The sequence below is a fragment of the Demequina sp. genome (assembly GCF_016278765.1).
GTDB lineage: Bacteria > Actinomycetota > Actinomycetes > Actinomycetales > Demequinaceae > Demequina.
Map to the genome: position 1 here is coordinate 86425 of NZ_JADQBE010000007.1, position 20387 is coordinate 106811.

General features: G+C 67.3%; 17 protein-coding genes and 2 pseudogenes. 8 read left to right on the plus strand and 11 right to left on the minus strand.

The genetic code is table 11. The features are described 5' to 3' along the window. Both QZZ29_RS00950 and QZZ29_RS00955 read right to left on the minus strand, forming a co-directional pair. Positions 1-1315, minus strand: a pseudogene (locus tag QZZ29_RS00950) (hypothetical protein); the annotation flags it as partial. Positions 1316-1512: 197 nt separating this feature from the next. After that, the gene (locus QZZ29_RS00955) at positions 1513-1719 is read right to left on the minus strand and encodes a hypothetical protein (protein ID WP_291380686.1); all 207 of its coding nucleotides are present in this window, start codon (positions 1717-1719) and stop codon (positions 1513-1515) included. A 104-nt stretch (positions 1720-1823) separates the two neighbouring features. On the opposite strand from QZZ29_RS00955, the gene QZZ29_RS00960 reads away from it, so the two are divergent. The 3 genes from QZZ29_RS00960 (at position 1824) to QZZ29_RS00970 (ending at position 4984) form a co-directional block, all read left to right on the plus strand. Then, a complete protein-coding gene (locus QZZ29_RS00960) occupies positions 1824-2282 on the plus strand; it encodes a heavy metal-responsive transcriptional regulator (protein WP_291380687.1) in 459 nt (152 codons plus the stop codon). A 120-nt stretch (positions 2283-2402) separates the two neighbouring features. Further along, positions 2403-2639 carry a heavy metal-associated domain-containing protein gene (locus QZZ29_RS00965; protein ID WP_291380689.1) on the plus strand — a complete coding sequence of 79 codons (237 nt, stop codon included), beginning with the start codon at positions 2403-2405 and terminating at the stop codon, positions 2637-2639. Positions 2640-2674: 35 nt separating this feature from the next. Next, the gene (locus QZZ29_RS00970; protein ID WP_291380690.1) at positions 2675-4984 is read left to right on the plus strand and encodes a heavy metal translocating P-type ATPase; all 2310 of its coding nucleotides are present in this window, start codon (positions 2675-2677) and stop codon (positions 4982-4984) included. A 106-nt stretch (positions 4985-5090) separates the two neighbouring features. Here the strand turns inward: QZZ29_RS00970 and QZZ29_RS00975 are convergent, their stop codons facing one another. Then, positions 5091-5696, minus strand: coding sequence for a TetR/AcrR family transcriptional regulator (locus QZZ29_RS00975; RefSeq protein WP_291380692.1), 606 nt, complete (start codon positions 5694-5696; stop codon positions 5091-5093). A gap of 69 nt (positions 5697-5765) precedes the next feature. On the opposite strand from QZZ29_RS00975, the gene QZZ29_RS00980 reads away from it, so the two are divergent. Beyond that, the gene (locus tag QZZ29_RS00980) at positions 5766-6179 is read left to right on the plus strand and encodes a hypothetical protein (RefSeq protein WP_291380694.1); all 414 of its coding nucleotides are present in this window, start codon (positions 5766-5768) and stop codon (positions 6177-6179) included. An 11-nt stretch (positions 6180-6190) separates the two neighbouring features. Here the strand turns inward: QZZ29_RS00980 and QZZ29_RS00985 are convergent. The 3 genes and pseudogenes from QZZ29_RS00985 to QZZ29_RS00995 form a co-directional block, all read right to left on the minus strand. Beyond that, positions 6191-6289 (minus strand): annotated as a pseudogene (locus QZZ29_RS00985) (PLP-dependent transferase); the annotation flags it as partial. A gap of 128 nt (positions 6290-6417) precedes the next feature. Beyond that, the gene (locus QZZ29_RS00990) at positions 6418-8631 is read right to left on the minus strand and encodes an FtsX-like permease family protein (RefSeq protein ID WP_291380695.1); all 2214 of its coding nucleotides are present in this window, start codon (positions 8629-8631) and stop codon (positions 6418-6420) included. Further along, positions 8628-9329, minus strand: a complete 702-nt coding sequence (locus QZZ29_RS00995; RefSeq protein WP_291380697.1) for an ABC transporter ATP-binding protein — start codon at positions 9327-9329, stop codon at positions 8628-8630. The genes QZZ29_RS00990 and QZZ29_RS00995 overlap by 4 nt, the downstream gene beginning before the upstream one ends. 45 nt (positions 9330-9374) lie before the next feature. Here QZZ29_RS00995 and QZZ29_RS01000 point away from each other — a divergent pair, with 45 nt between their 5' ends. Beyond that, positions 9375-10040: a TetR/AcrR family transcriptional regulator gene (locus QZZ29_RS01000; RefSeq protein WP_291380699.1), complete on the plus strand. Its 666-nt coding sequence runs from the start codon at positions 9375-9377 to the stop codon at positions 10038-10040. Between the two features lie 72 nt (positions 10041-10112). On the opposite strand, the gene QZZ29_RS01005 is transcribed toward QZZ29_RS01000, so the two are convergent. The 3 genes from QZZ29_RS01005 to QZZ29_RS01015 are packed head-to-tail and all read right to left on the minus strand — an operon-like array spanning position 10113 to position 13461. After that, positions 10113-11474 carry an O-succinylhomoserine sulfhydrylase gene (locus QZZ29_RS01005; RefSeq protein ID WP_291380701.1) on the minus strand — a complete coding sequence of 454 codons (1362 nt, stop codon included), beginning with the start codon at positions 11472-11474 and terminating at the stop codon, positions 10113-10115. Between the two features lie 32 nt (positions 11475-11506). Beyond that, entirely contained in the window at positions 11507-12250 is a 744-nt protein-coding gene (locus tag QZZ29_RS01010) for an ATP-binding cassette domain-containing protein (protein ID WP_291380702.1), read from the minus strand. 38 nt (positions 12251-12288) lie between these two features. Continuing rightward, entirely contained in the window at positions 12289-13461 is a 1173-nt protein-coding gene (locus QZZ29_RS01015; protein WP_291380704.1) for an ROK family transcriptional regulator, read from the minus strand. Positions 13462-13818: 357 nt separating this feature from the next. Here QZZ29_RS01015 and mmsA point away from each other — a divergent pair, with 357 nt between their 5' ends. From mmsA to QZZ29_RS01030, 3 genes are read left to right on the plus strand one after another with little or no spacing between them, the layout of a single operon-like run. Next, a complete protein-coding gene (gene mmsA / locus QZZ29_RS01020) occupies positions 13819-15336 on the plus strand; it encodes a multiple monosaccharide ABC transporter ATP-binding protein (protein ID WP_291380705.1) in 1518 nt (505 codons plus the stop codon). Between the two features lie 31 nt (positions 15337-15367). Further along, on the plus strand, positions 15368-16726 hold the full coding sequence (gene mmsB, locus QZZ29_RS01025) for a multiple monosaccharide ABC transporter permease (protein WP_291380707.1): 1359 nt from the start codon (positions 15368-15370) through the stop codon (positions 16724-16726). Continuing rightward, positions 16726-17847: a sugar-binding protein gene (locus QZZ29_RS01030; protein WP_291380708.1), complete on the plus strand. Its 1122-nt coding sequence runs from the start codon at positions 16726-16728 to the stop codon at positions 17845-17847. Before mmsB ends, QZZ29_RS01030 begins: the two co-directional genes overlap by 1 nt. Positions 17848-17920: 73 nt before the next feature. Here the strand turns inward: QZZ29_RS01030 and QZZ29_RS01035 are convergent, their stop codons facing one another. Beyond that, complete coding sequence (locus QZZ29_RS01035; protein ID WP_291380711.1) at positions 17921-18343, minus strand: rhodanese-like domain-containing protein; 423 nt, start codon at positions 18341-18343, stop codon at positions 17921-17923. A 364-nt stretch (positions 18344-18707) separates the two neighbouring features. Continuing rightward, positions 18708-19985 (minus strand): serpin family protein, encoded by a 1278-nt coding sequence (locus tag QZZ29_RS01040; RefSeq protein ID WP_291380712.1) that lies wholly within the window; start codon positions 19983-19985, stop codon positions 18708-18710. Positions 19986-20387 lie beyond the last annotated feature (402 nt).

Consider the following 20387-nt stretch of genomic DNA (forward strand, 5'->3'; position numbering starts at 1 on the left):
CCGCGCCGATTCCTGGGGCCGCGCCGATTCCTGGGGCCGCGCCGATTCCTGGGGCGGTGGACCGACGGCGCGTTGGCACTGGTGTCGACCCTGGCGCTGGTGCCGCCGTTGCCGGTGCGGCCGACACTGGTGCGGCCGACGCTGGTGCCGCCGCAGGCTGCGCCGTTGCTGCAGGCTGCGCCGTCGGGATCGGCTGCGCGCGAAAGTAGGCGGCCGCGGAGGCACTGCGCGCGGGCTGCCGCTGGGGCGTGGGTTGCCCGTAGGGGGTCGGCACGCGAGGACCCGGCACGTACGTGTCAGGACTGGCGGGGGCCGCGCCCGGTGCGGGAGGACCGCCCACGCCCGCCTGGGCCGTCGGCGCCAGCTTCGCGTCGGCGCGCAGTGCGTGCTCGCCGCGAGCGGTACGCAGGGCCCGTCCGGTCCACTCCGAGTTCGGGGGCCAGGTGGGCTCCAGGACTCGCGGCGCGGGACGAGTCCGCGGATGCCTCAGGAAGCGGTCGACCGACCACTCCCAGCCCTCGAGACTGTCCAGCAGCCGCGCCTCCGAGTCGTCTTGACCCACCGCGTGCACCACCAGCTGACCGCGCCAGCCGGACTCGAGCAGGGCGTGTGTCACCCAGCGGTCCCGACTTCCTGCGCCAAAGGGAAGGATGACGCGGCCCGTCAGCTCGGCCCCGGCATCGGCGCCGCTCAGCATGAGTGCCACCAGGTATTCGTCCATCGTCCTCAGGTGGAGGTCGAGGTCCGCGATGAGGTGGTGGGCGTGCTGGAGCCTGAACCCAATTCCCACGTTGCCGAGTCCGCGGCGTGCGAGTTCCCTCACCACGTCAACCAGCGTGCGTGGCTCACCGGCCCATCCGCCATGGTTGGTGAGCATCACGCACATGCCGTGACCTCGGGCCAGCCGCGCCAGCCCCGCGAGGTGGTCGGCCGCACGGTGGACTTCGGTGAGATGCGCCTGCTCCGACATCGGCGGGGGCGCTCCCGGCGGACCGAACCCGATCTGGGTCCACAGGTCCGGGGCATATCCGCGCCGCGCCGCCTCGGTGATGAGCGTCTTGATCGCGGTGGGGACGATGCCGAATCGGCTGGCGTAGTCCGGCTCTTCATACGCCGGCATGGGAAGCGGCGTCCACATCCCGGAGAGCTCAACCTGGTACTGGCGCAGAGCGTCGAGCTCGACGTCGAACGTGGCCAAGTGCTCGTCGCGCCAGTCCCACACGATCTTGTGGATGCCGATGCGCCGTAGCATCTGGGCGCGCTCACGAGGGCCGCGACGTAGTGCGTCATGTGCGACCAGGTGGCTTGCGGCCATCTGATCACGCAGGCACCAATCAGGTGTCGCAGCCTGGGACGGGGAGACAACGCGCGGTGGCAGTGTCACTCCGAGACCCCCTCAGCTCGTATGCGTGTCTTTCACGATAGACCGCGATTTCGTCGCGGTATATAGGGGGCACCCATTATGGGCGAAACACCCAGTTACGTGGCGTTATGTCGTAATCGGCCGGTTCGTCAGTCGCCGCGGGCGTACGTGACAGCGGCCCGGGCGTGGAGCGCGAGAGCGTTCAGGTAGGGTGCGTCGACGCCCTGAGCCGTCATCGCCATCGGGATCTCAGTGCACCCGGCGATGACGCCTTGGTGGATCAGGCGCCTGTGGTCGAGGGTCGAGTGCCAGGTGATGCCGCCGAGCAGGCCGACCTTGCGAGGCGAGGTACGCATAGCGTCAGGCTATGCCGCTGGCCCAGTGCCAGAGGGGCCCCGGCGACCGGGAACACGAGCGGCGATCATTCCATCTCACTGGAACGTTGCTGTAGAATGGGACGATGCGCATCGGAGAACTTGCCCAGCAGACGGGCCTCACGACCAAGACGGTCCGGTACTACGAGCAGATCGGGCTCATGGAGGAGCCCGACCGCCACACCAATGGGTACCGCGACTACGGGGACGACGCCGCCGAGCGACTGCGATTCATCCGCGACGCCCAGGCGGCGGGGCTCACCCTCGCCGAGACGGGCGAAATCATTGGCATGAAGGCCGCGGGCCAGTCCACGTGTGCTCACACCCGCGACCTCCTGGCCTTGCACCTGGCCGAGGTCGACGCTCAAATCGACCGGTTGCTGGCCACCCGCAACGAGTTGCGGGCGATGGCGGAACGCGCGGCGGCGATGAATCCCGAGTCGTGCAATGACCCCGCGCGTTGCCAGGTGATTGAGGCGAGGGCGGCGGCCGAGGCCGCCCCGCCCCGCCGCGCTCCGCACCACCGCCTGCTGCCGCTCGCCTGAGCCCTCGTCAGGCGGCAGAGCGCGCCACGAGACCTCGGCTTGACCTTCCGGTCCAGGGCAAGGTTTATCTTTGCTATCACCCCCGGTTCACCTGTCGGCCCGCAGAGAGGAAGCATCGTCATGACCACTGCCCATGAGATCCCCAGCATCGACGTCACCGTCGAAGGCATGACGTGTGATGGTTGCGCGAGCAAGGTCCGTTCGGCACTGACCGCCACCGCTGGCGTCACAGGCGCCGATATTGATGTGGCGAGTGGACGGGTAAGCGTCCACCCCGACGGAACGGTGGACCGGGGAGACCTCGAATTCGCGATCGACGGGGCCGTGCATGAAGCGGGCTACAGCGTCGTCTCCTAGCGACGCATCCCGCCACTGCACACCCTGGAGCACCCATGACCACCACTGAGTCCGAGCAGCAGACCATCAACCTGGCCGTCGGCGGAATGACGTGCGCGGGATGCGCCTCGACCATCCAGCGGGGTCTCGCCCTACTGCCCGGTGTGGACGTCGCCGCCGTCAACATCGCCACCCGCCGCGCGACGGTCAACATCGATGGTGAGATGGACCCGGCCGAACTCGAGGACATGATGCGGGCGGCGATCATCGGGCTCGGCTATCAGGTGCTCACCCCGGCCAAGGGTCAGACCCCAGAGGCGGGCGCTGAGTCCATGTCGCTCGCCGATGAACACGCCGCACACACCCAGGCCGATGCCGCGCGCATCGCCGACTTCCGGCGCCGCTTCGTCGTCGGCGCGGCGCTGGCGCTGCCCACCGTGCTCATCTCGATGATTCCCGCGTGGCAGTTCGCTGGCTGGGAATGGGTGGTCGCGGCGCTCGCGACGCCGGTGGTGTTCTACAGCGGTTGGCCGTTCCATCGCTCCACGGTGATGTCCGCCCGCCATCGTGCCACCACGATGGACACCCTTGTCACCGTCGGCTCCGTGACGGCGTGGACGTGGTCGATGGTTGTGCTGCTGCGTGGCACCGGCCACGTCTACTTCGAGACCGCGGCCGTGATTGTCACCTTGATCGTGCTGGGAAAGTGGCTGGAAGTGCGGTCGACGGCGCACGCGGGAGACGCGATTCGCGCCCTCAGCGCACGGCAAAGTGCGACCGCCACGCTTGAGGACGGCACCGTGATCGCTCGCGACGACCTCGGCATCGGGATGCGCTTTGTGGTGCGGCCCGGCGAGACGATCGCGACCGATGGACTGGTGATCGAGGGCGAGGCGGCGGTCGACGCGTCGCTCGTCACCGGCGAGTCCGCACCCGTGGCCGTCGCCCCTGGCTCCGAGGTGGTGGGAGGCACGGTCGCGGCCGACGGCGCCCTGACAATCGAGGCGACCCGCGTGGGCGCGGAGACGATGCTCGCGCAGATTGCCCGCATGGTGGACGAGGCCCAGTCCGGCCGCGCCAACATCCAAAGACTTGCCGACCGCATTGCGGCCGTGTTTGTGCCCGTGGTCATCGGCCTCGCGCTCGTGACCCTGGTGGGCTGGCTGCTCGCGACCGGCGACGTGGACCGCGCGTTCACCGCGGCCGTGGCCGTGCTCATCATTTCCTGTCCGTGCGCGCTCGGGCTCGCCACCCCTCTCGCCATCATGGTGGGCGTGGGTCGAGGCGCCCAGATGGGCATCCTGATCCGTGGCCCGCAAGTGCTCGAGGACACCCGTCGACTCCACACCGTGGTGCTCGACAAGACCGGCACCGTCACCGAGGGTCGCATGTCTTTGGTCGACGAGTTCGCGCCGGGGTTGGACGCCGACGAGGCTGCGGTGCTTTTCGATGCCGCCGCCGCGGTCGAGGACCGGTCCGAGCACCCCATCGCACGCGTGATCGCCCAGTCACACCCGAATTCGATGCTCATCAAGGGCTTCCGGTCCGCGCCCGGCCAGGGAGTGACGGCGACGGTGAGGGGGCTCGGCCTGCCCGGCGCCGATGGCGGAGACAACGCTGTGGCCGAGGTCACGGTGGGCTCGCGTCGCCTGTTTGACACGGTTCCAGTCGGGTTGGCCGACTGGACACACTCGCAGGAGCGCTCGGGCGCCACCGTGGTCTTCGTCGGGCGCGCGGCCCCGCTGGCAGGGGGTCTACTGACCGGGCCCGGCGACGACGTTCCCACGCGTGCGCCGCTCGCCGCCGAGGCCGCGATCGCCGTGCGCGACACCGTGAAGCCGACGTCGCGCGAGGCGATCGACAGTCTCAAGGCGCTCGGCCTTGACGTCGTGCTGCTGTCGGGCGACAACGAGCGCGCAGCACGCGCCGTGGGTGAAGAGTTGGGAATCGACCGCGTCATCGCGGAGGTGCTGCCCGGCGACAAGTCCAATGTCATCGTGGAGCTGCAGCACGGCGGCCGCCGCGTGGTGATGGTCGGGGATGGCGTGAACGACTCGCCTGCGCTCGCCCAGGCCGACGTCGGCATCGCGATTGGCACCGGCGCTGACGTGGCGCGCGAGGCTTCGGACCTGACGCTCGTGAACGGCGACCTGCGCGGCGTTGCCCACGCCATCGGCCTGGCACGCAAGACCCTCGGCACGATTCGCGGCAACCTGTTCTGGGCGTTCGCCTACAACGTGGTGGCGATCCCGCTCGCGGCCGCCGGCCTGCTCAACCCCATGATCGCGGCCGCCGCGATGGGCGGGTCAAGCCTCTTTGTGGTGGGCAACTCGCTGCGCCTGCGCCGCTACGACGCGCAGGCCTAGGCCGCACTCGCCAGCCACTGCTTCGACCCCGCCCCACTTGGGGGCCGTTTCGCGTCGATTCCCGACGCGGGACTCAGTGGAGCTCGCCGTGACGCGCGCGGGGCGTTCATGCGGTGGCGGGCGCCCACCCCCGAAGGTGTGCGCGCAGTGCGGCCTCTGCAAGAGCTGCAGGATCGACAGAGTCCGGCGGCGTCGGCGTCTCAAGTTCGAGCAACACGAGCCCGTGGGTATGTGCCCACAGGGAGGTGGCGATCGCAGAGGCTGGCACGTCCGTGCGCAGGGCACCCACCGATTGCGCCTCCGCGACGCGTTGGCGAAGGAGCCTGAACGCGTCAGCGGCCACGACGGAGATGTGCGCTGGCACTGTGCGCGGATCGACCGCGCCCCCGAACATCACCCGATAGCCATGCGGATCGGCCAACGCGCTCTCCCGGTAGGCGAGTCCGAGAGAGAGCACATCGGACTGCGGATCCTCATGCCTTGGCGCACTCCGCAGCGTGGCGGCGAACTGGATCACCGCGCGCTCGTATACCGCAGCGACCAAGCCGTCCTTTCCTCCATACAGCGCGTAGACGGCTGCGGTAGTCGTGCCGGTGTCGCGAGCGAGTCCACGCAGGCTGAGGCCCTCGAGCCCGCGCTTGTGGACCCGACGGGACGCCGCTGCGAGGAGGCGCTCGCGTGTCTTGTCGTCGTAGAGCACTGGACGGGCCATACGGAAGACTGTAGCCTAACGTTGTTACATAACACCGTTCCGAATCCCTCCTCGTCCCTGGAGTCCACGATGATTTCCCTGTCAGACCCCACCCTCATCCTCGTCGGGAGCCTCTTCCTGGCGTTCGTCACCATCGAATCAGGCGGCTGGTACCTCACGCGGGTTGCCACCGGCGGGCATGAATTGACCGAGTTCCAGAAGTCGTTCCACCGCGCGGGGCACGGCCACGCCGGGATGTTCGTGACGCTCGGCATCGTCGCCGCGGTAGTGAGCGAAGCCACCGACCTCACCGGCGCGTGGCTCTGGCTGGCGCGATCCGGGATCGCCATAGCTGGCATCGTCATGCCCGCCGGATTCTTCTTCAGTTCGCTCCACCGCGGCGCCACCATGCCAAACCGCTGGATGATGCTCGTCTGGCTAGGAGCCGCGCTGTTCGCGGCGTCGGCCATCACCCTGGGCGTGGGATTGCTGCGAGCTACCTAGACGGCGTTCCTTCAGACTGCGGCGAGCGCCTGTTCGAGGTCCTCGCGCAGGTCCTCGACATCCTCGAGGCCGATGCTGAGTCGCACGGTCGCGTCGCGTCGAAAACCCGAACCGCCCCGCTGCTCGGGCTACCGATAAGCCGCCACCAGGCAGCGAAGGCTTCCCTTGCCGTCCGCGTATTGCGCGCCGCGCATGCGGTCACGGGCTTTGCCGAACGTGCACGTGCCTCCGAGTCGCGTCATCCCCAGATCGCGTCCAGGATCCGCATCCTCACCGCCTGGATCGCCGGGATCAGCGCCGAGACTGCTGACACGACCAGCAGGATCAGCGCAGCGTTGAGCATGGACTGCCCGCTGACCTCCAGCGTGACCGGACCGTTGGGAAAGACGAACGGGTGGCGGTCCACCATGGGGACGACGGCGAAGCGGAACAGCACAAAGCCCACCACGCTGCCCACGGCCCCGGTGAGGACGGACTTGAACACGTAGCTGGTGACGATGGCGGTGGAGCGGATGCCGATGGCACGCTCGATGCCGATCTGGCGTCGCCGGTTGCTGAGGTCCACGTAGGTGATGATGAACACGGTGATCGCGGCCACGAGCAGCGAGATCACCCGCATTATGGAGTCGATCAGTTCGAATGTGTCGAGCTGATCCTGGATGGCCAGCGAAAGCTGTTCGGGGGTCTGGAACTCGACGTCGGAGCCTAGCGGGTCGATCGCGGCGATGAGGCCGTCGGTGGTCATGCCGTCCGCGCCGAGCACGACGATGGTGGAGGCTGTGCCCGCGGCGGGGAGTTCGGCCATGTCGAACAGGCTGAGCAGGTCGTCGCGCTCCGATTCCGCGATGTCGGGGACGGAGTCCGCGCCCTCCTCGAGCGCGTCCGCCAGGGCGGAGGTGCCGTCGGCGGCCTCGTCGGTCTGGCCTGCAAGGGTTGTGGCGCCATCGGCCAAGCCTGTGGCGGAGCCCGCCAGGGTCGCCGCGGAGGCTGCCAGCGACGTGGTCGAGTTCGCGAGCGTGGAGGAGCCGTTGGCGAGGTCGGACGAGGAGTCGGCGAGCGATCCGGCCGCCGCGGCGAGGTCCGCCGAGGAGAAGGACAGGTCGGAGGCGCCGTTGACGAGAGCCGATGCCCCGCTAGAGAGGTCGTCGGCTCGTGCGGCCAGCGCCGCCGACTGGCCGGCGAGCACGGACATGCCCTCTACGGCCGCGTCGACAGCATCCTGGGAGACCGATGCCGTTGCGGCGGCGGCGGCCGCCTCGGCGGCGAGATCGACCACCTGCTGGCAATACTCGGGCGCGTCCGCCGCGGGACAGGCGGCGGCGACCGCCTGTGCGTTCGTGGCCACCGCGGCAGCCTGGTCGGAGGCCGCCGTCGCCGCGGCTCCGGCCGAGGACTCGAAGGCGGCGGCGGCATCGGCCATCGCGTCGGCGATCGCGTGGGTGCTCACGGCGAGCGAAGCCGCGCCGTCCGCAAGCGCCTGCGCGCTGTCGCCGAGCGCGTCGACGGCGTCGTCAACCCCGGCCGCCCCGCTGGCCAGCCCAGAGGCACCTCCGGCGACGCCTGAGGCGCCGTCCGCGACACCGTCGGCACCGCTGGACACCCCCGACGCACCCGAAGCGAGGCCGTCGGCACCGCTGGACACCCCCGACGCACCCGAAGCGATAGAGTCGCTCGCATCGGCCAGCGCGTCGAGGCCCTCGGACAGGCTGGCCGCCTGTGCGGAGGCTTCGTCGAGGGACTCGCCCATGGCGTCGATCCCGTCGAACATCTCCGCGATCTGGTCGGCGGGGTCCGTCTCGGGGATGGCCGCGTCGGCGGCGGCGAGGGTGATGAAGGCGCTCTGGTCGGTGAGCGAGAAGTTGTTGGCGTAGATGCCGCGCACGGTGAACACCGCGGTGGTGCCGCCCAGCAGGCTGACCTCCACCTCGTCGCCCACGTGGACCGTCTTGAGGGACGTCCCGTAGGTGCGCAGGTCGGGCTGATCGGCGCCGGCGATGCCGACCCCTAGCACGATGCCGTCCTCGTCGGAGGGCTCCAGCCAGTCGCCCTCGATCAGGTGCTCGGGCGTGGTGAAGACGTCCGCATAGCTGACGGGGTCCACCGCGGCGACGGTCCACGCGTTGAAGTCCTCGCCGTAGGCGATCTGGTTGCCGACGACGCGCCGGGCGGTGGCCGCCTCCACGCCGTCGACCGCGCGCACCTGCTCGAGGTAGGCGTCGGCGTCGTCGATGGGCGCGCGGTCGCGGCCGGTGATCACGAGGTCGCCCGTCAGCGTGTCCGTGATCTGCGCCTCGATCGAGGTGGAAGCGCCGGCGATGAGCGAGGGCAGGAACATGATGGACACGAACACGGCCGCGACCATGGCGATCGCCATCGTGGTGACGCCCGCGTTGCCGCGTGTAATGGATCGGGAGGCCAGGAAGCCCGCCACCCGCAGGTCGCGCCGGATCATGGGGTCGCCTCCTCGACGAGGTGCCCATCGGCCAGGTGGATCAGCCGGCTCGCGTAGACGGCGTAGTCCGGATCGTGAGAAACGAACAGCACCGTGATGCCGGTCTCGCGGTTGAGCCGGGTGAGGGTGTCCATGACCGCCTTGCCCGACGCGGAGTCGAGGTTGGCGGTGGGCTCGTCCGCGAAGACGATGGAGGGGGAGTTGACGAGGGCCCGCGCGATGGCGACGCGTTGCTGCTGTCCGCCGGAGAGTTCCTTGGGGCGGTGGTGGAGGCGGTCGCCGAGGCCCACGGCGTCGAGCAGCTCGGCGGCGCGGTCGCGGTCGCGTCCGGCGCGGCCGTCGCGCTGCAGGGCGGGAAGCAGCACGTTCTCGGTGGCGGTCAGCTCCGGGATGAGGGCGTACTCCTGGAACACGTAACCCAAGCGTTCGAGCCGCAACTGCGCGCGGCGCGACTCGCGCATCCCGGTCGTGGCGACCCCGTCGATCAGCACCTCTCCCGCGGTGGGGCGGTCGATGAGGCTCAGTTGGCGCAGCAGCGTGGACTTGCCCGATCCGGACTTGCCCATGATGCAAATCATCTCGCCGGGGGCGGCGGTGACCGAGACATCCTCGAGGGCCCTCACCTCGACCGACCCGAGGTGGTACGTCTTGTGGACGCGCTGGGCGACGATCGCGCCGTCCGGGTCAACAGATGTCATGACTGACACTTTGTCACATTCTGTCAGTCATGACAAGATGTAGCCATGGCCGCCATCGACGACGATCTCGGAAAGCGCGAACGCGGCAAGCGAGAGACGCGTGCGTCACTGTTGCGCGCCGCCGATGCTCTGTTCGCCGAGCGCGGTTACGACCGCACCACTGTGCGCGACATCGCCGAGGCCGCTGGCGTGACCGAGCGCACCTTCTTCCGCTACTTCGCGGCCAAGGAGGAGCTGGTGCTGGACGAGGCGATGACGGGAATTCCCCGCTTCGTTGGCCTGATTCGCGCCAGGCCGGTTGCCGAGCGCGCGGTCGAGGCCATCGGCGCCGCAGTGGTCGAGCTCGAGCGCGAACTGCGCTCCAGTGCCAGGCCCACGGTGCTGTCGTTGTTTGCCGACAACAGGCCCGCGGAACTGATGCGGCGCATGGGCGGGCGGGCCTTCCCGGGGCGCATTCTCGCGATCGAGGATGCCCTGGTCGCTCCAGTCCGTGAGCGCCTGCGCATGGACGGGCACGCCGACGGACCGGACCTCGACTTCCGAGCCCAAACGCTGGCACGCACCACCGTGGCGCTGGTGCGCAGTGCGCTGGTGCGGGACCTCGAACTGCGTCGCTCGGGCTTCGCGGACGCGCCCAGTCTAGGTGCGCTCGGCGCCGCCGCATTTGCGGATCTTGCGGCCGTATGGGCATCGCCAGCAGAATCCCACTGAGGGCCCGCGGGCACAAACACACCTCACGGCCCCGCCATGTCCGGCGAGAGGCCTCTTCGTCGTCTCGGATCGCTACTCGTTGTACTGCCCAGGGACGGTGGTTGACCGCGTACTAGGTAGAACCATGCTGATCGTGGTGTTCCAGTCAACCGCAGCCAGCGCCTGTTCGAGGTCCTCGCGCAGGTCCTCGACGTCCTCGAGGCCGATGCTGAGGCGCACGGTCGCGGCGGACATGCCCACGGCCGCGCGGCCCTCGGCGCCCAGCTTGCGATGCGTCGTGGTGGCAGGGTGGGTCGCGATCGACTTGGCGTCGCCCAGGTTGTTGGAGATGTCGATCACCTGGAGCGCGTCCATGAAGCGGAACGCAGCGGCCTTCGCCTCGGGGCCGTGGGGGTCGACCCCGTCGGGAAGGGCGATGTCGATCGTGACGAGCGTGCCGCCCAGCGTCATCTGCGCCTTGGCACGCTCGTACTGCGGGTGCGAGGGCAGCAGGGGGTAGCGGGCCACGGCCACCTTGGGGTGGGCCTCGAGCCAGGCGGCCAGGTCCCGCGCCGATGCGGTCATCGCCTTGACGCGGACCGACAGGGTTTCCAGGGACTTGGCGAGCACCCAGGCGGTGAAGGGGCTCATGGTCGCGCCCATCGTCCGCACCATCGTCTTCACGGGGCCGTCGATGTACTCGGACGAACCGAGAATCGCGCCACCTAGCACGCGGCCTTGGCCGTCGATGTGCTTGGTCGCCGAGTACACCACGGCGTCGGCGCCCAACTCGAGCGGCCTCTGGCCGATCGGGGTCGCGAACACGTTGTCCACGATGAACAGTGCCCCGGCCTGCTTGGCGAGCGCGGCCACGAAGGGGATGTCGATGACGTCCTGCATGGGGTTGGTGGGGGACTCCACGTAGATCGCGTCCGCCGGGGTGGCGAGCGCACGTTCCCAGTCCGCGTTGACGTGGCCGTCCACGTAGTCGACCCGGATGCCCCACTCGACGAAGTAGTCGTTGAACACCGAGACCGACGATCCGAACAGCGCGCGGGCCGCCACCAGGCGCGAGCCCTGCGTGAGGACCGACGCGAGCGAGACGAACACGGCCGCCATGCCGGTTGCGGTCGCGAAACAGGCCTCGGCACCCTCGATCAACGCCAGGCGCTCCTCGAACGTCGTGACCGTGGGGTTGCCGTAGCGGCTGTACTGATAGCGATCGATCTCGCCCGCGAAGGCGGCCTCGGCGTTGGCGGCCGTGGGGTACACGTAGCCCTGCGTGAGGAAGATCGGCTCCGACATCTCGTCGAACGGCGTGCGGTGCATGCCGCCGCGCACGGCGAGCGTGTCGGGGCGAAGTGCGCTCGGACCGTGCGGCGGAACGGTTGATTCTGCGGCGCTGGAGGCTGCGCCGTGGGGGGACGATGCTTTCGAAGACGATGCGTCTGTCATGCCCACAGGTTAGTGCCCATGTCGTGCGTCGGTCAGTTGCGGATTGTGGTCGCCCCCGTGATGGCGGCGATGACCTCCTCGTAGGCGTCGTGCGGAGCACTGAACGAGCCGTTGAATCGTCCGTGTCTCAAGACCTCGATGCGGTCGGCGACGGCGCGCACGTCGGTGAGGTTGTGGCTGATGAACACGACGCCGAGTCCGAGGCTCCTGAGGCTCTGGATGTGGGTGAGCACCTCTGCGGTCTGTGCCACGGACAGGGAGGCGGTGGGCTCGTCGAGCACGATCAGTTGGGGGTCGCCCACGAGGGTGCGCGCAATGGCGACACATTGGCGCTGCCCCGCCGAGAGGTGTGAGACCGGGGTGCGCGGTGAGGGGATGCGTGCGTTGAGGCGCTCGAGATAGTCGCGCGCCAGGGTTTCCATGTGTTCCTCGGCGAGGAGCCCGTGTTCGCGCACTTCGCGGCCGAGGAAGATGTTGGCCGTGACGTCGAGATTCTCCGCGAGTGCGAGTCCCTGGAACACCGTGGCGATGCCGCGCGCTTGTGCGACGGCCGTCCGTGGAAGGGTGACCGGTTCGCCGTTGATCTCGATGGTGCCTGACTCGGGCTGGTGCACTCCCGCGATAACACGTGCCAGCGTCGACTTGCCAGCCGCGTTGTCGCCCACCAGCGCGACGATTTCATGGTGATTGACCTCGAAGTCCACGTTGATCAGAGCCTGAACCGCTCCGAAGGACTTGGAGATGTGACGCATGCGCAGCAACGGTGGTGCAGTCATTGTTGTGTCCTGTCTTGCCCCTAGTGCCCGGTCGATCATCATCGACCTCCGGGAACGTGGGCGAGTTCGGCCGCCATGGCGAGGGCTCCTTGGACGGGTGCGAGCGACCCCAGCTCACCCCGACGCACTTCGAGAGGGTTTTCCCTGGAGATGAGGACTCGGTGGTTCACGGCGGCGCGGATCGGATCCAGAAAGATCACGTCTGTTTGGGCGAGTTCGCCGCCGACCACGACGACTTCGGGATTGAAGGCGACCGCAAGGTTCGCGACGGCGACGCCGATCGCGGCGCCCGCATCGGCGACCACTTGTCGGCAGCCTGGGTCTCCCGAGGAGGCGAACTCAAGCAGGTCGCTGAGCGACATGGGACCGCGGCTGATCCGGAGCGAGTCGATGAGCGCTTGTGCCCCCACGAGAGTGTCGAGGCAGCCACGGCTGCCGCATCGGCAGATGGGACCCTGCGGGTCGACGAGCGTGTGGCCGATTTCCCCAGCAGTGCCGCGGGGTCCGCGGTGGATCTCGCCGTCGATGATGAGCCCCGCGCCGGTCCCGTACGAGGCCCACACGTAGAGCACGTCGCGAAAGCCGCGCCCCGCACCGAAGCGCGCTTCGCCGAGTGCACTGAGGTTGGCGTCGTTGTCGACAGCTACGGGGGAGTTGATGCGGGAACTCACCACGTCTGCGATGGCGACGTTGGCCCAGCCCCTCATGAGCCCTTGGTCAAGGATCATTCCCGTGGTCGGATCGACGGGGGCCGGCAGGCCGATGCCGACTCCGAGAATCTCAGATGTCGTGGAGCCGAGCCCGTCGACGAGTTCCATGGCGAGCAATGCTGTGCGATCCAGGGTGGTGTCGAGGCGATGGTCGGACGGTAGTGGAAGGGTGCGCTCGGCGAGGATTTCGAAGCGGGAGTCTGCGATTGCAAGCCGAAGCGCCCTGGTTCCGATGTGCGCGCCCACGAGCAGTCCGGATTTGTGGGCGAGAGTCACCATCTGCGCTCGACGCCCGCTGCGCGTGGTGGACCGAGTCTCGACGATTCCGGCGAGAAGCAATTGCTTGACGATGGTGGAGACGGTTGCGGGGGATAGTCCGGTGGCTTCGGCGAGCTCAACCTGTGTGATGCCGCCGAATTGGCGAACGGCCCCGAGTAAACGGGCGCTATTCGCCTCGCGCAGTGCCGACTGCGACCCTGACGACAGCACGTGTCCCGCCACAGGATGAGAGTACCCGGAGAGTCTCGCTCGCACCAGCATTGGGTTCGACACTCGAATCCAGGCGAATCGTTTAGGAGGCTTGAGTTTGAGTTGCGATTCCATGCTGTGCGATGGCAGCGGCTCGCGGCCGCGCCTCGCCATCGCATGCGTTTGAGGCGGAGAATCGTGCGCCGCCACGTGACCCTCTAGACGGAACTTTCTTTGTTTCCTGTAACGAAATGATTACAGTTGCGTTCGAAACTTGACGACAATAATCGTCGGGAATAGCGTCTGAACCGGTACAAGACCGTGAACCATTACTCCGGGCTCGATGAGGCGTTGGGAGACGACGTGGCACAGACGCATGTAACACTTGAGATGCGCCATATCACGAAGGTGTTCCCAGGTGTCAGGGCGCTGGATGACGTGTCGATCGCTGTGAGGCGCGGCGACATCCACGCCATCTGCGGAGAGAACGGCGCCGGCAAGTCAACGCTGATGAAAGTGCTTTCAGGCGTCTACCCCCACGGCACGTACGAGGGCCAGATCGTCTTGGAAGGTAAGCACGTCGAGTTCCGTGACCTCAAGGCGTCGGAGCACGCTGGCATCGTCATCATCCACCAGGAACTTGCGCTCATTCCGGAGTTATCCGTCACGGAGAATATCTTCCTCGGCAACGAGGTGGTGCGCGCTGGCCTGATCGACTGGGACGAGGCGCACATCCGCACCCTTGACTTGCTGGAGCGCGTGGGACTGCGTGTGGACCCCAACCTCCCGATCAAGGCGCTTGGCGTCGGTCAGCAGCAGCTGGTCGAGATTGCCAAGGCGCTGTCGAAGGACGTGCGCCTTCTTATCCTCGACGAGCCGACGTCCGCGCTCAACGCGGAGGACTCGGAGAACCTCCTCAACCTTCTGCGCGGACTTAAGCAGCGCGGGCTGACCTCCATCATGATCAGCCACAAGCTCAATGAGATCGCAGAGATTGCCGACGCCGTGACCATCATCCGCGACGGCGTCAAGGTGGAGACACTGAACGTGGAGGACGAACCGCTCGACGAGGACCGCATCATTCGCGGCATGGTCGGGCGGTCGCTCGAATCCCGCTTCCCCGAGCACACGCCCGTCATCGGCGAGAAGTTCTTCGAGGTACGCGGATGGACCGTCGAGGACCCTCAAGTCGCGGGTCGCTTGGTGTGCAAGGGTTCTGACTTCTTTGTCCGCAGAGGCGAGATCGTGGGCTTCGCCGGCGTGATGGGCGCCGGGCGCACCGAACTGGCGCGCTCCGTCTTCGGACGCTCATACGGGATTTACCGCTCCGGACAGATCTTCATCGACGGCAAGGCTGTCTCCATTCCCACCGTGCAGTCCGCGATCGCGCACGGCATCGCTTACGTACCCGAGGATCGCAAGACGCTGGGCATGAATCTCCTTGACACGATCCGCAAGACGATCGTTGCAGCGGGGTTACGCAAGATCAGCCGCCTCTCCATGATCGACGAGGACGCGGAACTGCTCGCAGCAGAGGAGTACCGGGAGTCGCTGCGCATCAAGACCCCCAGCGTCAACGAGGGTGTCAACAAGCTCTCGGGCGGCAACCAGCAGAAGGTGGTCCTGGGCAAGTGGATGTTCACGGAGCCAGAGATCCTCATCCTCGACGAGCCGACCCGCGGCATCGACGTCGGGGCCAAGTACGAGATCTACGGCCTCATCCAGAGGCTTGCCGAGGCAGGCAAGGGTGTCGTGGTCATCTCGTCTGAACTTCCCGAGGTCATCGGACTCTGCGACCGCATCTACACCGTGTGTGAGGGACGCATTTCCGGTGTCGTCGACCACGCGGATGCTGACCAAGAGAAGTTGATGCGCCTCATGACAACCACCACCGCAAGCGCTGCCTGACCGGCCTCGACCCACAGAAGGAAAATCAACGATGAAATCCTTTAAAAGCCTGTTCGGCGGAGACGTCCGCCAGTTCACGATGCTCGGTGCGCTCGTTGCGCTGCTCCTGTTCTTCCAGATCATGACCAACGGCAAGGTCCTGACGCCGACCAACATGGTGAACCTGATCAACGGCAACTCCTACGTGCTGATCCTCGCTATCGGCATGGTGATGGTGATCGTGGTCGGGCACATCGACCTGTCCGTGGGTTCCGTCGCTGCGGTGACGGGCATCATCGTGGCGATGGCCATCCGCGACTGGGGCATCCCGTGGTGGGCGGGAATGCTGCTCGGGCTCCTCGTCGGCGCCGCGATCGGTGCCTGGCAGGGCTGGTGGGTCGCCTATGTGGGGATACCCGGCTTCATCACGACGCTCGCGGGCATGATGCTCTTCCGCGGGCTCAACCAGTTCATCGGCAAGTCGAACTCCGTTCCCGTTCCTGACGAGTTTCAGTTCATCGGCGCGGGTTACCTCGGGGAGTGGGGGCCGAACACCGGGCTCAACAACTCGACTCTCCTGCTCGGCATCCTCGCAGGCGTGTATGTGGTGTGGCACGAGTGGAAGCTGCGCAAGAAGGCGCTTCGCATCGGCTCGCAGCCCCAGAGCTACGGGATCGCCGGTACCCGTGCGGGTCTGCTGATCCTGGTCATCGCCTACATCACGTACCTGTTCGGATCTGGCCGCGTGGGAACGTCATTCCCGGTACCCGGCCTGCTGTTGGTGGGCCTCGTAATTCTGTATCACGTGCTCACGCAGCGCACCGTCATCGGACGCCACATCTTCGCCGTCGGCGGCAACCGAGTGGCGGCCTCGCTGTCCGGAGTCTCCACCAAGCGCACGTACTTCTTCGTGATGATGAACATGTCGATCCTGGCGGCCGTCGCAGGAATGGTCTTCATCGGCCGCTCCACCGCCTCGGGACCTTTCGACGGGAACATGTGGGAGCTCGACGCCATCGCGGCCGTGTTCATCGGCGGCGCGGCCGTCTCCGGAGGCATCGGCACGGTGACCGGGTCCATCATCGGTGGCCTGGTGATGGCGACGCTCAACAACGGACTTCAACTCATGGGCGTCGGCTCGGACCGCACGCAGATCATCAAGGGTCTCGTGCTTCTGCTGGCGGTCGCTTTCGATGTCTATAACAAGCAGCAGGGCCGCCCGTCGATCATCGGGCACCTCTTTAGGAGCCGCCCTGCTCCAGAAGATTCCGTGGACGACGGGGCTGAGACGCCCATCAACGTCGATTCACGGACTGCAGAAGTGGCGAACGTAGGCGCGGAGCCCACGAACGTTGCTGCCCACGAACAGCATCCAACGGCGGATGCACAAGACAAAGAAGGTAGGACGTAATGCGCAAGACCCTTCCAGGGCTAATCGCCCTCGCGGCGGCGAGCACTCTCGCGCTCACCGCTTGCTCGTCGGACCGGGTAGACAACCCGGCCACCGACTCGACCACTGGATCGACGGCCTCCGGTACCGAACTGTGCATTCCCGAGGGCTCCACGATCGGCGTTTCCCTGCCGCAGAAGACCTCTGAGAACTGGGTTCTGGCGGAGCAGCTCTTCAACGACGGCCTCACCGCCGCCGGTTTTGAGCCGATCGTGCAGTTCGGCAACAGCGGTGTCACCGAGCAGCAGAACCAGATTGACGCCATGGTCGAGGCCGGCGCCAAGGTCATCGTTGTCGGCGCCATTGACGGTTCGCAGCTGGGTACCCAGCTCGAGGCCGCAAAGGCAACCGGTGCGACGGTCATCGCATATGACCGCTTGGTGAAGAACACCGAAGCCGTCGATGCGTACATCGCCTTCGACAACTACCAGGTCGGTGTGCTCCAGGGCACGGCACTGCTGGAAGGCCTCGCCGAGCGTGTTGGCGACGGTCCCTACAACATCGAACTGATCGCTGGCTCCTCTGACGATGCGAACGCCATGCCGTTCTTCGAGGGTGCCATGAGCATCCTGCAGCCGAAGATCGACGACGGAACGCTCACGGTCGTCTCCGGTCAGACCACGTTCGAGCAGGTCGCCACGCAGGGCTGGAAGGCGGAGAACGCGCAGAAGCGCATGGACACCGTCCTCTCCGGCTTCTACGCGGGCGACGTGGCGCTTGACGGCATCCTGTCGCCGAACGACACCCTGGCACGCGCCGCGCTCGTCGCGGTTGCCCAGGCCGGCAAGGTCACCCCGGTCATCACCGGTCAGGACTCCGAAGTGGAGTCCGTCAAGTCGATCGTCGCAGGAGAGCAGTACTCGACGATCTACAAGGACACCCGCGAACTCGTGGCCCAGACGATCGCCTCGATCGTCGAGTTGCAGAACTGTGGCGAGATCCCGATCAACGACACCGAGCAGTACGACAACGGCGTGAAGATCGTGCCCGCGTTCCTGCTGACGCCGAAGATCGTGACTCAGGCCAACGCCGCTGAGGTCTACGCGAACGACGACACGCTCGGCCCCCTCACCGCTGGCTAAGCAGTCGCCGGAACATCAGAAGGCCCCCACGGCTTACGCGGTGGGGGCCTTCTTTGGCGTTCGGCGCTCGCCACTACCCCTGACGCCACGGAAGGCCGGCGGCCTTCCAGCCCTGCACGCCGCGGTGACCGTCCTGGTCGGGAGCGCCCTCAAAACCGTCCAAGACGTTGTACGCGGGGCGCATCCCCGCGGCCGTCGCCGCGATCGCGGCGCCAATACTGCGCTGTCCGGAGCGACACAGGAAGATCACCGGTGCGCCGGTCTCCTGGCCGATCCCGGCTTCGGTCAACTGCTCGACAAAGTTGGCGTTGCGCGCACCCTCGGGGTAATTGACCCACTCCACGAACACGGGCTCCCGGCCGGTCTCGGAGGTGTCCGGTACGCCGACGAAACGCCACTCGGCCTCGGTGCGCACGTCCACCAGGACGGCCTGGGGATTGTCCAGCATCATCTCCCACGCCTCTTCGGGTGTGATGTCGCCCTCGTACTCGGCCATGAAGTCTCCTCCGGATTAAGTGTGTGCACAGTCTAGGCAGGGGGAACCCGCACGGCTAGGGCTCCGCGACCGCAACTCTGTGGCTGCTATCTCGGCTCACGTCGAACGCGATCGAGATGGCACCGCGCGCCGTCGCGCCAGCACCGCGTCGCGCCAGCACCGCGTCGCGCTAGCACCGCGTCGCGCCAGCACCGCCAATCGACATCCGCCGCTGCCGCCCCGCACGGCGTGCGCGCCTCAAGTGGATTCGCGGTGCTCACGCGACGGTCCACCGGGAGACGGGCGACGCGACGGTACGGATTGAGCCACCGGGCGCCCGCTGCGGCCAGAAGCCGGTACGGATCCAGCCACTGGGCGGGCGGGGCTACCGCGGGTCGAGCACCTGGCCCACGAACAGCACCGCGCCCGTGTCCGCGTCGCGCATCACGTACAGGAACGGGTGATCGGCGCGGATCTCCACATCGGGGGTCGGCGGGGCGCTTGTGGTGCCGACGATGATGGCGGTGGCGGCGGCCGCCTCGGTGCCGGCCTCGTCCACGATCACCTTGGTCGCATGCAGCGCGTCGCTCACGTAGAGGTCCGGCGCGATGCCGTCCAGCCCGACCACCCCGAACAGGTGGTCGATGCCCATATCGTCCTCCATGACGGAGCGCAGATTCGTTCTGGTTTCGGCGGTGAAGCGGGGCATCGCGAGGGTGTAACCCGTGCTTGCCGCCCCAGCGTCGATCGCGTCGAGCAGGTCCTGATCGAGGCCCGACCTGACCGCCTCGAGGCCTCCGAGGGTCGGGACGATGAGCGTCATTTCGAGCTCGCCGTACGCGTACGGAAGTCCGACCGCGACGAAGTCGTCTCCCTGGTAGACCATGCCGTCGCGAGTGCCGGTGTGCATCATCGGCACGTCCGCGCTGTTGCCGCCAGCAAGCGTGAAGGGATCGTCAGACGTCGCGGACTCCTCGAACGGCTGCTGCCACGCGGCCTTCAGGTACAGAGCGTTGACCAGAGCGAGTCGCGAATCGGAGTCGAAGACGTCGGGCGTCACCAGTACCGGGATCAGCCCCTCGGTCCGGTCCTTGACCCAGCCATTGATCGCGTCCGCCGCCTTCTCCGGGTCCGTGCTCATGGGCGTCTCTTCGGCGCCCGCGCCAAAGTACGTGGCGAGCGCCTCACGGTACGCCTGTTCCGGGGCGAAACCGTCATCCACGTACATGCGGTTCGCGATGCGGACGACGGCGTGGTCGGGTTCGTCCTCGCCGGGGGCGGGGAAGTCGTCAGGTTCCGACGACGCGCGCCGGCTGAGCGAGTTGAAGGCGCCGAGCAGGGCCTCGCCGTCGACGGGCCACCCGAACGCCTGGTCGAGCGCGCCCGCCACCGGCGCCGTGGCGCCCTCGTTGAGCATCGCAAACGCGGCGCCGATGCTGAGCGGGGAGACCGCGGTGTTCTGGTCGTCCTTGGCGGCGGCACGGAAGATCGCGAGCCCGGCATCGTTGAGCGAGCGCGCGAGCGCTTCGGCGTGCGGCGAGTCAGGGGCGGGACGCGCCACGTCGGGATCTGGCGTGGACGAGCCGGGTGACGCGCACGCCGCCAAAGCGAGACTCGCGGCCGCCGTAATGGCGACGGCCAAGTGGTGACTGGGTCTGGTCATGAGCAACCTCTTTACGACGATGACGCTTGAGCGGGGTCAATGCGTTGGGTCCGGGGTCCGGGGTCTGGGGTTCGGGAACGAGCGATCAGCGTGAGTGATATTCCTCACATGCGTGTGCCGCCGGGAGGCGGTTCGTCCCTTCCGTGCACCCATCGCGTGCAGAACTTCCTGCTATGCCCAGATATGCGCGCCCCCAGAACGGGGGTTGTCATTGGCGCTCCACCTCGCCACCATCAGCGCAGTTCTGTGTTCTCTGAGCGGGATCTGTGCTCGTACCGCGCGCGGTAGCGTCAGTGCTGGCGGCTTCATTCATGGTGGCCCTGGCGACTCCGGTGGCCTCCGCCCGGGACTCGTATCAATGGCTCTCCGACGGGCGCACCGTCGAGGTGACCACCGCCTCGG

Excerpts from the sequence above, each read along its gene's own strand:
- QZZ29_RS00990 (WP_291380695.1), bottom strand. The coding sequence starts at position 8,631 with ATGATCCGGCGCGACCTGCGGGTGGCGGGCTTCCTGGCCTCCCGATCC.
- QZZ29_RS00980 (WP_291380694.1), top strand. The coding sequence starts at position 5,766 with ATGATTTCCCTGTCAGACCCCACCCTCATCCTCGTCGGGAGCCTCTTC.
- QZZ29_RS01005 (WP_291380701.1), bottom strand. The coding sequence starts at position 11,474 with ATGACAGACGCATCGTCTTCGAAAGCATCGTCCCCCCACGGCGCAGCC.
- QZZ29_RS01010 (WP_291380702.1), bottom strand. The coding sequence starts at position 12,250 with ATGACTGCACCACCGTTGCTGCGCATGCGTCACATCTCCAAGTCCTTC.
- QZZ29_RS01040 (WP_291380712.1), bottom strand. The coding sequence starts at position 19,985 with ATGACCAGACCCAGTCACCACTTGGCCGTCGCCATTACGGCGGCCGCG.
- QZZ29_RS01030 (WP_291380708.1), top strand. The coding sequence starts at position 16,726 with ATGCGCAAGACCCTTCCAGGGCTAATCGCCCTCGCGGCGGCGAGCACT.
- mmsA (WP_291380705.1), top strand. The coding sequence starts at position 13,819 with ATGCGCCATATCACGAAGGTGTTCCCAGGTGTCAGGGCGCTGGATGAC.
- QZZ29_RS00965 (WP_291380689.1), top strand. The coding sequence starts at position 2,403 with ATGACCACTGCCCATGAGATCCCCAGCATCGACGTCACCGTCGAAGGC.
- QZZ29_RS01035 (WP_291380711.1), bottom strand. The coding sequence starts at position 18,343 with ATGGCCGAGTACGAGGGCGACATCACACCCGAAGAGGCGTGGGAGATG.
- QZZ29_RS00975 (WP_291380692.1), bottom strand. The coding sequence starts at position 5,696 with ATGGCCCGTCCAGTGCTCTACGACGACAAGACACGCGAGCGCCTCCTC.
- QZZ29_RS00955 (WP_291380686.1), bottom strand. The coding sequence starts at position 1,719 with ATGCGTACCTCGCCTCGCAAGGTCGGCCTGCTCGGCGGCATCACCTGG.
- QZZ29_RS00995 (WP_291380697.1), bottom strand. The coding sequence starts at position 9,329 with ATGACATCTGTTGACCCGGACGGCGCGATCGTCGCCCAGCGCGTCCAC.
- QZZ29_RS00970 (WP_291380690.1), top strand. The coding sequence starts at position 2,675 with ATGACCACCACTGAGTCCGAGCAGCAGACCATCAACCTGGCCGTCGGC.
- QZZ29_RS01000 (WP_291380699.1), top strand. The coding sequence starts at position 9,375 with ATGGCCGCCATCGACGACGATCTCGGAAAGCGCGAACGCGGCAAGCGA.
- mmsB (WP_291380707.1), top strand. The coding sequence starts at position 15,368 with ATGAAATCCTTTAAAAGCCTGTTCGGCGGAGACGTCCGCCAGTTCACG.
- QZZ29_RS00960 (WP_291380687.1), top strand. The coding sequence starts at position 1,824 with ATGCGCATCGGAGAACTTGCCCAGCAGACGGGCCTCACGACCAAGACG.